Source organism: Micromonospora sp. NBC_00858, assembly GCF_045207365.1.
In the GTDB taxonomy this organism is placed as follows: domain Bacteria; phylum Actinomycetota; class Actinomycetes; order Mycobacteriales; family Micromonosporaceae; genus Micromonospora.
This window is the reverse complement of the sequence record NZ_CP108828.1, coordinates 2,510,045-2,522,565: the sequence shown is the minus strand read 5'-3', so window position 1 is coordinate 2,522,565 and position 12,521 is coordinate 2,510,045. Positions and strand designations below refer to the sequence as shown.

Genomic DNA, 12,521 nt, shown 5'->3' with positions numbered 1-12,521 from the left:
GCTCGCCGCGGTCAGTAGGTGATCGCGGTAGGCCATATCCACCTGCCAGCGTCCGAACATGCGTCAAGGCTCGCTTGACCTGACGGGCCGGGCGGCGGCCCGCTCCCCAATGGGCGAATCGATGGCATACGGGATGACAGGACGCCCCCGCCAGGCCGTCGCCGCCGGAAACGCTCGGTTGCTGCTCAGTACGGCAGGTCGATGCCCCGGCGGCCGGCGAACGCACGGTGGGCGGTGATGATCGCGTCGAGCCAGCGGGCGAGCATCTCGTCGGCCCGGTGCACCCGGGCCATGCGAACCTCGAAGTACTCGCGGTCGTAGTGGTAGGCGGAGTCGACATCGAGCTGCGCGGCGAGCACCTCCTCGAGCAGGTCGTCGGAGTCGGACTCGGGGCTGGGCGGGACGTGATTGGGCTGGACGAGTAACCCCACTTCGTCGGCGAAGCCCAGCCCCCAGTTCAGGCCGTCGGAGGTGCCGACCGAGAGCTGAGCGCAGAAATCGGCGCGGGTGATCGTGAGGGTGTGCCCCCGCCCCCACGCCTCCTCAATCGTCGTCAGGACCGCCGGGATACGGTCGAGGACCGCAGTGACTGCTGCACAGGTGGCGAGCTGGTCGCCGAAGTACGAGACCCTACGCAGGTCGTCCGTGCCGCCCACGGGCTTGACATCGGGCACCGCATAGGCGGGCAGTGGAGACGGCATAGGCTCAGTCTCCCTCACAACCCGACCCGCCCGACCGCGCGGGACGCCGCACGGCGTGCCCTCAACCCGGCGAACGTTCTTGGTCAGCGCACTAGCCAGTCCTGAGCGGCGTGCCTGAACTCCCGAATCGCTATGGCTTCGCTGTCAGGACCGTAGCCAGCGGGATACGCATCAACGATGTCGGAACGATCTCCCCAGATTCGGTACAACCAGCCCACGCCCCAGAGGTGCTCGAAGTGCGGCCGCTCGAGCAGTGTCCACATCAGCTCGCCGACGGCATCGTGCGGATCTTCACCGCCGTCGAGGATCCGACGCATGTAGGGGTTGAGGCGTTCGGCTAGTCCCTCGACCATGTCCTCGGCTGGCACGTCGGTCACGCGGACAGCGTGCCAGACGAACGCGCAGGAAGGGACGGAGTATCACGCAGGTCCGGATACCGATCTTCACGCAGGTCCCGAGACCGGCATCAGCGTTCGTGCTCAGCTGCCCACTGTGGTGCGTCGTGGTCCAGGCACCGACCGCCGAAGGGCGGACCGGATCTGCGCAACAGTGTCGGAGGGGCCCAGTTCGTGCCGCAGGTCCAACAGATAGCCAGCGGGATGGCCGGCGATGATCTGCCTTCGCTGGTCGAGGGCAGCGCTTACTGCCCCGACCAGACACCCCGCGACCACGCCCGCGCTGGTGATCACTGCCGGCAGGTGGACTGTGTTGGCCAGCACACCCAACGCCGCCGGCGGTGCGAGCGTCTGAAGACTGAGTACGGCTCGGACCGGTAGCAGGCCAAGCCGACCGAGCGTACGTTCCATCTCTTCGAGTGGGTGCGCAACCTTGCTCTCCACATGGTTGCGCAGTTTGGCCGCCCGCACCTCCGGGTCCCGGACCTCGCTGATTGCCACGAAGTCCGGTGTGAGCGAGTCGAGGAATTCGCGATAGCGCATGAGCTGCGGCAGCAACCTCCGTCGCGCCTCGATGATCCGCTCGACCGGCACTTCGGCCAGGTCGCGCGGAAGAACGGTCTGCAGAGCCAGCACCGCGAACACCTGGCTGTAGTCCGTCCGGCCATCCGGCGCCGTCTCAGTGTCGTCTGCGAGCAGAATCTGTGCCATCGCCTCGATCGTCCAGCCCGAGGTGGCGGCAGAGACCAGTGGCTGATCGGTGACGGGCGTCATTCCGTTCTCGCGGGCGACGACGTCGGCCAAGATCGCCAAGTAGACCCTGGCCAAGCGGGGGTGCATCGCCAGGTCGTTGATATAGAGCACCTTTCCGTCGGACGCGCGGCGCCATTGGTAGCTTCGGGACACCAGCAACCCGTCCTCCGCCAGCCGTTGCGCCAGCCTGTAGGACATCTTGCCTGGATGGACCCTTTCTAAGTGGGAATCGAGCGGCAGCAGTTCCTCGTAAACATCCCGGGTACGAAGCGACTTGACACCGAGCGCCTCGGCCCCGTATCGAGGTATCAGCTCGTCCTTGTGTCGGTTTAGGAAGTCGTAGAACAATGCGTCAATCTGATTCTCTGTGTCCAGCCTGCGGCCATCCGTCCTCGCGAAGAGGTCGTCGTTCATCCAGGACCGGCGGCTTCCGTGCGCGGGTCGGACGTCGATGACGAAGTCGAGTTCGTCCCGGAGCCGCTTAACCGTGTCGGAGTCGCGCAGGCCGTAGTAGCCATGTGGACGGATTCGGCCGAGCTGGGGCCAGTGCAGGGCTGCGGCCTTCACCCAACTGTCGCCGGGCAGGTTGACGTACGGGAAGTAGAGGGCAACGTCATTCACAGGTACCACAATGCCCTCTTGGCGCTACAGCCGGAGAGGCAGCCCGATCGAAGCTCTGACATGCGTGCCCGTGCGCGACGGGCGTTGTGCTTGCCGCTGAAACCTATGCGGGCCGCGCGACTTACCCATGACGAGTGCGTGGGAGCGCACCTGCTCTTCGCACCCGGGCCGGAGCGTGGCGGGCGCTGCCGCGTCGAGGATGTTGCAGAGGATGTCGAGAACGGCCGGGCGGCTCCGTCTCAGGGGAGGATGCGGTCACGGTGGCCGTACCACACCAGGGAGAAGATCCAGCATGGCGATCCAGCGGATGGACAACGTCCTCATCGTTGTCGAAGACCTTGACGCTGTTATTTCGTTCTTCGTCGAACTCGGCATGGAGTTGGAGGGCAAGGGGCCGATAGAGGGCCGTTGGGTGGAGCGTGTCATCGGGATCGATGGCGTCCGACAGGACGTCGCGATGCTGCGGACCCCGGACGGTCACGGTCGAGTCGAGCTGGCGATGTTCCACACGCCGAAGGCGATCAGCGCCGAGCCGAAGGATGCACCGGCGAACACGCTCGGCATTCGTCGCATCATGTTCGCCGTCGACGACATCGAGGACGTGATTGCCCGCCTGCGCACCCACGGGGCCGAACTCGTCGGGGAGCTGGAGCAGTACGAGGACAGCTATCGGCTCTGCTACGTCCGCGGCCCCGAGGGCATCGTCGTCGGATTGGCCGAACAGCTCAGATGAGGGGCACCTGCCGTGGCGTGCCGCCGTGGTCCGCTGCGGCAGCAACTTCAGGGATGTAGGGGCCTCACAGGCGGCAGAGACCCCCACATCCCTGAAGTTGTGCGGATCTTGGCGGCGTGGTGCGGGGCCGCACCGGTAGTTGCGACGAGCACCCCGGCCGGTGGAGGTGCGACGAACCACCCGACCGAATGCTAGGCGGCTCCGTGGTCGGGGAAGGTGTCGCGCAGCGCCGGGTCCAGCGATCGGCCGGTCGTCGGCTCGATGAACAGCTCAGCGAGGAAAAGGTCGGAGAGGTAGGTAGGGTTGACGCCCGATTCCTTGCGGCTGAGTGCCTGCAGCGCGCCGCCAAGCCGTAGGGCGGCCCTTGCCGCGACGGACGGGAGGCGAGCGACCCGGCGGCGTCGGCCGACCGCCTCGGCGATGCGCCCGATCATGTCGTTCCAGGTGAGATTCTCGTCAGCGACCGGGATGTCCGCACCGCGGCGCTGCTCCAGAGCGTCGACCGCGACCTCGGCCACGCTGCGTGCCGAGGCTGCGGCGCTCCCGCCGGTGGGGGCGACCAGGGGTGTACGGGACCGCGCCCACCGGTCCAGTGGGCCCGCCCAGTTTGGCAGCCGGTCGCCGGCGCGGCCGAAGACGAAGGGCAACTCGAGTACGGCAACCGGCAAATCGGGGCCGGCGGCCTCCCGTCCCTCCCGGGCCTGCTCCACCCGGCATCGGATGTACGTGTGGCGGCCCGCGAGGCGCCACTGCGGGTGCAGCCGGTCGTAGTAGGTGTAGTAGGAGCCCATGACGACCCCGCGGGTGAGACCTTCCAGGCGCGCGGCAGTGAACAGCCGCACCACCGGCTCGACGTTGTCTCGGCGAAACACCGGATAGATCGGCTTACGCAGCGGTCGCTGCTCGTCCGTGCGGGTGGCGTAGACGACGCCGTCATGACCGGCGAGCAGCGTTCGCAGCTCGTCGATCGAGGCGGACGAGACGTCGATCAGGTGATCGACACCCGGATGGGCCGTACGCGCCACCGTGGTCGCCGCATGACCTCGCTCGCGCAGCACGTCCACGACATGGGCGCCGATCAGACCACTGCCACCGACCACAAGAATTCGCACGGTGAATCGTCCACCGTGGAGCCCACCGCTTGTCAAGGCACGATCAGCATCCGGCGGAATCAGGCCAAGCCCGGAGACCTTCTGGCCTCCGCTGGCACCGTTGCTGGTTTTCTTCAGTCCGGAACGGCTCCCGGCGCGAGTGCCAGTTGCTTGATCTGGCGCAGGATCAGCGCGGTCTCAACGGTACGGATGCCGTCCAGAGCGCCGATCTTGTCGTTCAGGTACGCGTACAGTTCCTCGGTGCCCCGGCAGCGGACGGCCGCGATGATGTTCACCCGGCCGGTGGCCGCGGCGGCGAACTCCACCTCCGCGTGCTCGGCCAGCGCGTTCCCCACCTCGGCCAGCGCAGACGGCGCCACGGTCAGCCACAGCAGCGCGCCCACCTCGTGGCCGAGATGTTCCGGGGAGTACTGCACCGCGAAGTAGAGGACGCCGCTGTCGCGCAGCCGGTCGAGGCGGCGCCGCACCACGTCCTCGGACTGGCCGCATGCTGTCTGCAGTTCGGCGAGGCCGGCCCGGCCGTCCCGGAACAGCGCGGCAAGCAGTTCCTCGTCGGTGTCGTCGATCGTGACGGTGCCGGGCGCCGCCTCGACCGGTGGGGGTCGAAGTGCCGCCTCCTGCTCGGTCGTGAGGGCGTTGACCTTCTGCAGCCAGCCGAGGCGACCGCCGTAGAAGCGGTGCAACAGGCAGTGCGCGCTGAATCCGATCACCCGCTGGGTGCGCGGCAACCGACCCAGTAGAAGTTCGTCTCGGACGGTGTGGCTGCGGGGTTTCATCGCGCAGACCACCTCGCTGCCGCCGGAAATCAGTGCGACGTAGGACGTGTCCGGGCGGCGGGCGAGCGCGTCGGCCAGCCGCTCGGCCATGTCCGGGGTGCACTGCAGCCGGACAAACCAGTTGGAGCGGCCGAGCCGGCTCTCGTCGGCCATGCCCAGCACACGCAGGCCCACCTTCGTGTGCAGGCGGCGGAAGCGCCGGGCGACGGTCTGGTCCGAGACACCGAGGGCGGCCGCGATCCGGCTGAACGGGGCGCGACCGTCGAGTTGCAGGGCCTGCAGCAGTTGCAGGTCGAGCTGGTCCAGGGGACGGGTCACGGTCTTCCTGATCGTCGGCGGCGTCACCAGCGTAAGAGCCGGTGACGCCGCCGTCTGTGGGTTGGGGAGGTCAGGCCGGGACGGTTTCTGGTAGCTGGGCCGCAGGCTGCGGGTCGCGCACCGGGCGCGGGCGGCCCAGCAGGACGATTGCGGCCAGCGCGGCGATGACCATCAGTGTGGCCGACACGGTCAGGGACAGTTGGAAGCCGTCGAGGAACGCCTTGTTGAGGGCGTTCAGCGCGCCGTCCTGCTGAGCGCCGTAGTCGACGGCGGCGACTGCTTGGAAGCCGCTGTCGTCCATCGCCGCGGTGGCGGCCTGCTGGTGCTCCCCGCTGACCCCGGCGTCGGTGAGGTGACCCGGCAGGGCGCTGGCCGCCTTGCTGGTCAGCAGGGCGCCCAGGACGGCGGGGCCGAGCGCGCCGCCGACCTGGCGGAACGCGTTGTTGCCCGCGGCGGCCATGCCGGCCAGCGGGAACGGCACGGAGCTGACCGCGGTGGCGGTCATCGGGGTCAGCACCGCGCCGAGGCCCAGTCCGAACAGGGCGAGCCGCCAGCTCAGCTGCCCGAACGACGTGTCGGCGTCGACCGTGCTGAGGACGTACAGGGCAATCGCCGCGATGAACAGGCCGGCGCTGAGCAGCCAGCGCACCTGCACGCGGTGCATGAGGCGGGCGATCAGTGGCCCCACGACGACCGGCACTGCCGTGTTGGTCAGCAGTCGCAGCGCCGCGTCCATGGTCGACAGCTGCTGGACCAGGCCGAGGTAGAGGCTGAGCACGAAGATGCTGCCGATCACGCCCATGAAGCTGACCATGGCGATCACGGCGGTGGCGTTGAAGCCGCGGCTGGCGAACAGGGCGGGGCTCAGCATCGGCGAGTCGCTACGCCGCTCGATCACGACGAACGCGGCGAGGCTGAACGCGGGCACGGCGAAGGCCAGGAGCACGATGGGGTCGCTGAACGAGCCGGCGCCGCCCTCGATGACGGCGAAGACCAGAGCGACGATGGCCAGGGCGGCGGTGATCTGTCCCGGCCAGTCCAGGTGCCGCTTTCCCGGGGCCCGCGAGTCGGTCACCAGCGGAGTGGCGATCAGGGCGGTGAGCAGCGCGAGCGGGATGGCCGGCAGGTAGATCCAGCGCCAGGACGCGTGCTCGAGGATCGCCCCGGCCAGCAGGGGGCCGAGCGCGAGGGCGAGCATCAGGGAGGTGGCCCAGAGGCTGATGTATTTGCCGCGTTTCCTCGGGTCCGGCACGGCGTGGCTGATGAGCGCCAGCGTGGCGGGCAGCAGAGCGGCCGCTCCCACACCGGCGAGCGCCTGGCCGACCCAGACCATCGCGATCGACTGTGCGGACAGCGCGACGGCCGCGCCGATCGCGCAGAACAGCAGGCCGGCCTGGAACACCTTCTTGCGCCCGTGAACGTCGCCGAAGACGCCGGCGGTCAGGATCAGGGCGGCCATCGGCAGTACGAAGGCGTCCGACACCCAGGACAGGTCGGCGGTCGACGCGTTCAGCCCGCGTTGAATCGCTGGCAGGCTCACCGACACTGTCGTCACTGGCAGGTATGCGACGAACACCCCCAGGCATGCCATGATCAGTGTCGCGCCGAGCCGGTCTCCCGACGCCTTGTCCGTTGTTGCCATCTACGCGCAGCTCCTCTTCGGCGGACCGAGTGCCCGGCCGACATGTCAGCATCCGGGCCTTTGAGGTGCACCGCTAACCGATCGCGCCGAATGCCGGAATACCGACGGGTACGCCCCGTGATCCGGGGTTTTCCGACACCCGTACGCTCAGCGGAAGCCGGAGCTGCGGGCGAACCGAAGCGACGGGAGCCCTCGGCGAGACGGTCCATGGGGCGTCCGCGCGGGGGAATCGGCCAAGATCGGCGCTAGGTGCCGGTGCTGGTCCGGTGGCCTCCGGCGGTCGCCGCGGGAGCGGCTGCGACGAGCGCGGTCCGGACGGTCTCCCGCAGCGGGTCGCCCGGGTGCTCGATCCAGTGCTGGACGGCGACCCGCAGGATGGCCAGGAAGATCGCGGCCAGGAGGCGGGAGCGCAGTGCAACGTCGGCGCCGGTGAGCCGGTGGGCGAGTTCTGCGGCCAGCTCGCGCTCGATCGCGGCGTACGCCGCGACCTGGTGTGGGGCCAGGCCGGGGTGCCCGCGTAGCTTCCGGCGTTGGGTCAGCCAGGAAGGCTCCGACCCGCCGAAAACCTCCTCGGTGAGGCGCTCGGCTGCCCGGCTCAGCACGGTCCACGGCGGCTCGTCGACGGGCTGTTCGCGGATCAGCTGCAACAGCCGGTGCAGGCGCATGGTGTCGCCGTGAAAGAGCGCCTGTTCCTTGCCTGAGAAGTAGTTGGAGAAGGTCCGCCGGGAGACGTTGGCGGCGTCGGCGATCGCCTCGACGGTCACCGCGTCGATTCCCTGTTCGGCGGCGAGGCGGAGGGCCGCCTCGTGCAGGGCGAGGCGGGTCGCCGCCTTCTTGCGCTCCCGCAGCCCGGTGGTCTCGTCCATCGCTCCGAGAGTACGTGGGGGTGACGGACTTCTCAATGTGCAAACTTGCCTAGTGGGCAAGATCGGTAGATGCTTGCTTGCGGCAACCAACTCGCGTGTGGGAGCAGACGTGGACAGCGGCGCTCGTGAACTCGGCCTTCGCCTGTACGACCTGGTCAAAACCGTTCGGCTGCTGAAGCAACGCCGGGCCGACGAGCGGCCGGCGATTCCGCCGGGCCTGCTCGGCATGCTCGTGCAGATCGATCAGCTCTCCAGTGGCTGCCACGCCCGCGAACTGGCCCACCGCACTCGGCTCGACCCGTCGACCGTCAGCCGCTCCGTCGCGGCGCTCGTCGCGCACGGCCTGGTCGAGCGGCGGCCCGACCCCACCGACAAGCGGGCGACCTTCCTGGCGGTCACCGCGGCCGGTCAGGCCGCCCTGGCCGACACCCACGGCTGGTACGGCGAGGTGCTCGAACGAGCGCTCGCCGACTGGACTCCCGACGAGCTGGCCGCGCTGAGCGCCGCCCTCGGCCGGTTCACCGGCGACATTGAGGTCGCCCTCGGAAACCACGACAACCTGGAGGCCGCGCGATGAGCGCACCCACCATCACGGCCGGCGCTGAGCCGATGACCCATCGGCGGACGCTGGAGGCGCTCAGTGGTCTGCTGCTGGTGCTGTTCGTCGCGATGCTGAGCGGCACGGTCGTATCGACCGCGCTACCGAAGATCATCGGATCGCTGAACGGCTCGCAGAACCAGTACACCTGGGTGGTCACCGCGACCCTGCTCACCGCGACCGCGACCACCCCGATCTGGGGCAAGCTGGCCGACCTGTTCAACAAGAAGGTCCTCATCCAGGTCGCCATCGTGGTCTTCCTGCTGGGCTCGGTCATTGCCGGCTTCTCGCAGAGCGCCGGCCAGCTCATCGCCGCCCGCGCGTTCCAGGGCATCGGGGTCGGCGGCCTGCAGGCCCTCGTCCAGGTGGCGATCGCGGCCATGATCCCGCCGCGCGAGCGGGGCCGCTACAACGGCTACCTCGGTGGCGTCATGGCGGTCGCGACGGTCGGCGGCCCGCTGCTCGGCGGTCTCATCGTCGACACGTCCTGGCTCGGCTGGCGCTGGTGCTTCTTCGTCGGTGTGCCGGTAGCCGCCATCGCGCTGATCCTGCTCCAGGCCACCCTGCACCTGCCGACCGTACGGCGCGAGAACGTCAAGATCGACTACCTGGGCGCCAGCCTGATCGCCGCCGGCGTCAGCCTGCTGCTGATCTGGATCTCCTTCGTCGACAGCTCGTTCGCCTGGGCCTCCTGGCAGACCGCGGCCATGGTGGGCGGCACGCTCGTCCTGCTTGCCCTGGCGGTCTGGGTCGAGTCGCGTGCGGCCGAGCCGGTCATCCCGCTCGGCATCGTGCGCCAGCACACCACCGCGCTGGCCATTCTCGGCAGCCTCGCGGTCGGCATGGCCATGTTCGGCGGTGCTGTCTTCCTCGGCCAGTACTTCCAGATCGGGCGCGGCTACAGCCCGACGGAGGCAGGCCTGCTCACCATCCCGATGATGGCCGGGGTGCTCGGCTCCTCGATCGTCGCCGGCCGGCTGATCAGCAAGAGCGGGAAGATCAAGCCGTACATCGTCGCCGGTTCGATCCTCCTCGTCGCCGGGTTCGCACTGCTCGGCACCATCGACCACGAGACGTCGCTCGTCCTGGTCGGTGCCGCCATGTTCATCGTCGGCATCGGCGTCGGCATGACCATGCAGAACCTCGTTCTCGCCGTACAGAACACGGTCACGCTCAAGGACATCGGCGCGGCCAGTTCCAGCGTCGCGTTCTTCCGGTCGCTCGGGGGCACCATCGGCGTCTCCGTGCTCGGCGCCGTCCTCGCCCGCCGGGTCAGCGACCAGATCACCCACGACCTCGCCGCCGCCGGGATCCCCGCCTCCGGCAACGGGAGTGGCAGCAGCAACCTCAACATCACCGCGCTGCCCGAGCAGATCCAGGAAATCGTCCGGGCCGCGTACGGCGATGCCACCGGACACATCTTCCTCATCTCCGCCGCCATCGGGGTCGTCGGCGTCATCGCCGCGCTCCTGCTCAAGCCGGTCACCCTGCGGACCAGCCTCGACCTGCCGGACGCCGCCACGTCGGCGGCCGTCGCCGCCGACGCGGTCGACGGCGCTCCCGCCTTCGACCAGGTGCACGTCGACGCCGCGCAGGGCGGAGCGACCCACCGGCGCTGACGCCGGGCCGAAGACCCGGGGCCGCCGCCGTCCGAGGACGGCGGCGGCCCCGGTCTGTCCAGCGAGGCCCGGCACGAGTGAACGTCACCGAATCGAGGAGTCTGTGGATATCGCGGAGCTGTCAGCGGCGCGGCCGGCGGCACCCGGGCGGCGAGCCGCTGCACTGCGTCGGGCGATGCGCGAGCTGGCGCTCGTCGCCGCGCTGTTCCTCGTCTACAAGGCGGCGCGGGTGGCGGGGGCCGACCGCGGATCGACCGCAGTGGAAAACGGGGAATGGATCTGGCGGGTGGAGCGGTTGTTCCACCTGCCCAACGAGGCCGCCTTCCAACATCCCGTGCTCTCCCACGAGTTGTTGGTGCACCTGGCCAACGGCTACTACGCGTACGTGCACTTCCCCGCCACGGCCATCTGTCTGATCTGGCTGTACGTGCGACACCCGGCGCACTATCTCTGGACGCGTCGGATGCTCGCCGGGCTCACCGCGGCGGCACTGGTGCTGCACCTCCTGGTTCCGCTGGCGCCGCCGAGACTGACCGCCCTGACCGGGATGGTGGACACCGGCAGCCGATACGGGCCCGCCGTCTACGGCCCACCCGACACGGACACGTTGAGCAACCAGTACGCCGCCATGCCCTCGCTGCACGTCGGTTGGGCACTCGCTGTCGCCATCGCGCTCATGGCGGTGACCGGTCGGCGCTGGCGGTGGCTGTGGTTGGCACACCCGCTCGTCACCTCGCTGGTTGTCGTGTGTACGGGCAACCACTACTGGCTCGACGGCATCGTCGCAGCGATGTTGCTCACCGTCGTCTGCCTGGTGCTGCCCACGCCCCGCACCGATCGCCAGTCGACCGACCCGCCGACGCGGCGTCCGACCAGATGGCCCCGCCAGCGCATGCGGGTTCCGCAGGCGCCGTCCGGCCAACTGCCCCCGCGCGCCGACGCCGGTCCTTCGAACACCGTGACCGGCCAGGAGGCGGCGCCGAGCAGCGGCCGGCGCTAGCGTTGGGGTGTCTCGAAACGGCCGTCCGACCGTCGTGCGGTCCGCGCAAACGGTCGGGCCGACGGGAGCAATGGACGCCACGGCTCTGAACGGGGATGAGGATGCCTGAACCGCGCGCCTTCTGGCTGGACGAGCAGTTCGACCGCGAGCGCGGCGCCGACGGGCGTGGTCGCTACGAGGCTGAGGTGCTCGGTCGGATCGACGAGTTCACCGACACCTGGGGCGACATCGCACCGGTCGCCTTCGCGGCGACAGCGTGGCGGCTGGCCACCGAGCTGTCACCCGGCTTCGTCCGCTGGCACCGGCGGATCGTCTCGGCGACCTGCACGCGAAGCCCGTGGGACGGAAGCATGGTCTGCGCGGTAACGGTGATTTCCCGCTGGCCGGCTGAGCTCACCTGGACCAAGCAGTGGCAGCGCGACCGTGGTTGGCGGGACTGGCCCCAGTTGTTCGGCCAGTACACGACACCCTCGGAGCAGGATCAGACGCGCAGCCCGCATCTACGCGCGATGCTTCAGGTGGACGCACCGGTCCCGCTCGATGATCTACCGCCGGCTCCCGACGGTCCGGATGATTCCGTGGCGACCGCGGCGCGCAGAGCCGTCACGGTGCTGACTCGGGAACTCAACGAACTCCTCGCACCGACGATCGGTCAGCTCGAAGCCGGGGTGCCAGCGGACTCCTGACCTCCCTCGAACCGACCGGTCACCCCTCGGCCGGCGTCGGTGGAGCGGCCAGTCCAGCCATCAGTGTCGCCCCGACCGGCCACGCATGCGCCGACCAACCAAGCCCCTCCAGCTCCTGCGTGAGACCGTGCGGGTCGCGGAACACCTTCACAATCCGATGTGCGCCGCCGTCCGCCAGTCGACGCCGTACCGCTGGGACCGGCTGATCGGCGAGAACATCCTCGTTTGCCATGTCACCCGGGGCCGAGTCGACGAAGCAGGCCCGCCCAGCCGGGGCCAACGCGTCGCCCACCAGCCTCCAGAAGTCGCCGAACCGCTCCGGCGGCACGTGGGACAACCAGAACCCGAAGAACACCGTGTCGAACCGACGAGGCGGCCGCCATTCGAAGAGGTCCGCCTCGATGAACTCCACGTCCAGGCCGATGGTCCGGTCTCGTGCCCTGGTGACCATCTCCGGGGCGGCGTCGACTGCGGTCACGCTCCGGCCACGGGCTGCCAGAAGTCGGGTCCACTGGCCGGTACCGCACGCCAGTTCCAGCACATCCCCGCCGATAGGAAGTCCTGCGGCCAGCACCTCCAGCGAGCGCAACTCCTCGTTGGTCTCGTACGCCAGGTCGTACTCGCCGGCGTGCGCCCGGTAGTACGCGGCCTGCGTACGCAGTAACTCGTCCAGCTCACCCACGGTAGCCACCTCTCCCTCG

Annotated in this window: 13 protein-coding genes; 5 read left to right on the top strand and 8 right to left on the bottom strand. The window is 69.1% G+C overall.

Annotated features, from left to right (window positions below):
• Positions 1-185 precede the first annotated feature (185 nt).
• From OG990_RS11910 to OG990_RS11900, 3 genes are all read right to left on the bottom strand, one after another.
• A complete protein-coding gene (locus tag OG990_RS11910; protein WP_406080405.1) occupies positions 186-701 on the bottom strand; it encodes a hypothetical protein in 516 nt (171 codons plus the stop codon).
• An 83-nt stretch (positions 702-784) separates the two neighbouring features.
• Positions 785-1,078: a hypothetical protein gene (locus OG990_RS11905; RefSeq protein ID WP_406080404.1), complete on the bottom strand. Its 294-nt coding sequence runs from the start codon at positions 1,076-1,078 to the stop codon at positions 785-787.
• 102 nt (positions 1,079-1,180) lie between these two features.
• Entirely contained in the window at positions 1,181-2,470 is a 1,290-nt protein-coding gene (locus OG990_RS11900) for a DUF6236 family protein (RefSeq protein WP_406080402.1), read from the bottom strand.
• 292 nt (positions 2,471-2,762) lie between these two features.
• Between OG990_RS11900 and OG990_RS11895 the strand changes: the two genes are divergently transcribed.
• Positions 2,763-3,203 (top strand): VOC family protein, encoded by a 441-nt coding sequence (locus OG990_RS11895; RefSeq protein WP_406080401.1) that lies wholly within the window; start codon positions 2,763-2,765, stop codon positions 3,201-3,203.
• Between the two features lie 191 nt (positions 3,204-3,394).
• Here OG990_RS11895 and OG990_RS11890 read toward each other — a convergent pair whose 3' ends face one another.
• The 4 genes from OG990_RS11890 to OG990_RS11875 form a co-directional block, all read right to left on the bottom strand.
• Positions 3,395-4,315 (bottom strand): NAD-dependent epimerase/dehydratase family protein, encoded by a 921-nt coding sequence (locus OG990_RS11890; RefSeq protein ID WP_406080399.1) that lies wholly within the window; start codon positions 4,313-4,315, stop codon positions 3,395-3,397.
• A 113-nt stretch (positions 4,316-4,428) separates the two neighbouring features.
• Positions 4,429-5,409, bottom strand: a complete 981-nt coding sequence (locus OG990_RS11885; RefSeq protein WP_406080398.1) for an Lrp/AsnC family transcriptional regulator — start codon at positions 5,407-5,409, stop codon at positions 4,429-4,431.
• Positions 5,410-5,479: 70 nt separating this feature from the next.
• Positions 5,480-7,051, bottom strand: coding sequence for an MFS transporter (locus OG990_RS11880; protein WP_406080396.1), 1,572 nt, complete (start codon positions 7,049-7,051; stop codon positions 5,480-5,482).
• A 245-nt stretch (positions 7,052-7,296) separates the two neighbouring features.
• Positions 7,297-7,917, bottom strand: a complete 621-nt coding sequence (locus tag OG990_RS11875; protein WP_406080395.1) for a TetR/AcrR family transcriptional regulator — start codon at positions 7,915-7,917, stop codon at positions 7,297-7,299.
• A gap of 109 nt (positions 7,918-8,026) precedes the next feature.
• On the opposite strand from OG990_RS11875, the gene OG990_RS11870 reads away from it, so the two are divergent.
• From OG990_RS11870 to OG990_RS11855, 4 genes are all read left to right on the top strand, one after another.
• Complete coding sequence (locus OG990_RS11870) at positions 8,027-8,494, top strand: MarR family winged helix-turn-helix transcriptional regulator (RefSeq protein ID WP_406080394.1); 468 nt, start codon at positions 8,027-8,029, stop codon at positions 8,492-8,494.
• Positions 8,491-10,134 (top strand): MDR family MFS transporter, encoded by a 1,644-nt coding sequence (locus tag OG990_RS11865; RefSeq protein ID WP_406080393.1) that lies wholly within the window; start codon positions 8,491-8,493, stop codon positions 10,132-10,134. Before OG990_RS11870 ends, OG990_RS11865 begins: the two co-directional genes overlap by 4 nt.
• 175 nt (positions 10,135-10,309) lie before the next feature.
• Positions 10,310-11,134 carry a phosphatase PAP2 family protein gene (locus tag OG990_RS11860; protein ID WP_406080392.1) on the top strand — a complete coding sequence of 275 codons (825 nt, stop codon included), beginning with the start codon at positions 10,310-10,312 and terminating at the stop codon, positions 11,132-11,134.
• 101 nt (positions 11,135-11,235) lie between these two features.
• Positions 11,236-11,820 (top strand): hypothetical protein, encoded by a 585-nt coding sequence (locus OG990_RS11855; protein ID WP_406080391.1) that lies wholly within the window; start codon positions 11,236-11,238, stop codon positions 11,818-11,820.
• Positions 11,821-11,839: 19 nt separating this feature from the next.
• On the opposite strand, the gene OG990_RS11850 is transcribed toward OG990_RS11855, so the two are convergent.
• Positions 11,840-12,502 (bottom strand): class I SAM-dependent methyltransferase, encoded by a 663-nt coding sequence (locus tag OG990_RS11850; RefSeq protein WP_406080389.1) that lies wholly within the window; start codon positions 12,500-12,502, stop codon positions 11,840-11,842.
• Between the last annotated feature and the right edge of the window lie 19 nt (positions 12,503-12,521).

Excerpts from the sequence above, each read along its gene's own strand:
- OG990_RS11910 (WP_406080405.1), bottom strand. The coding sequence starts at position 701 with ATGCCGTCTCCACTGCCCGCCTATGCGGTGCCCGATGTCAAGCCCGTG.
- OG990_RS11895 (WP_406080401.1), top strand. The coding sequence starts at position 2,763 with ATGGCGATCCAGCGGATGGACAACGTCCTCATCGTTGTCGAAGACCTT.
- OG990_RS11880 (WP_406080396.1), bottom strand. The coding sequence starts at position 7,051 with ATGGCAACAACGGACAAGGCGTCGGGAGACCGGCTCGGCGCGACACTG.
- OG990_RS11875 (WP_406080395.1), bottom strand. The coding sequence starts at position 7,917 with ATGGACGAGACCACCGGGCTGCGGGAGCGCAAGAAGGCGGCGACCCGC.
- OG990_RS11865 (WP_406080393.1), top strand. The coding sequence starts at position 8,491 with ATGAGCGCACCCACCATCACGGCCGGCGCTGAGCCGATGACCCATCGG.
- OG990_RS11860 (WP_406080392.1), top strand. The coding sequence starts at position 10,310 with ATGCGCGAGCTGGCGCTCGTCGCCGCGCTGTTCCTCGTCTACAAGGCG.
- OG990_RS11855 (WP_406080391.1), top strand. The coding sequence starts at position 11,236 with ATGCCTGAACCGCGCGCCTTCTGGCTGGACGAGCAGTTCGACCGCGAG.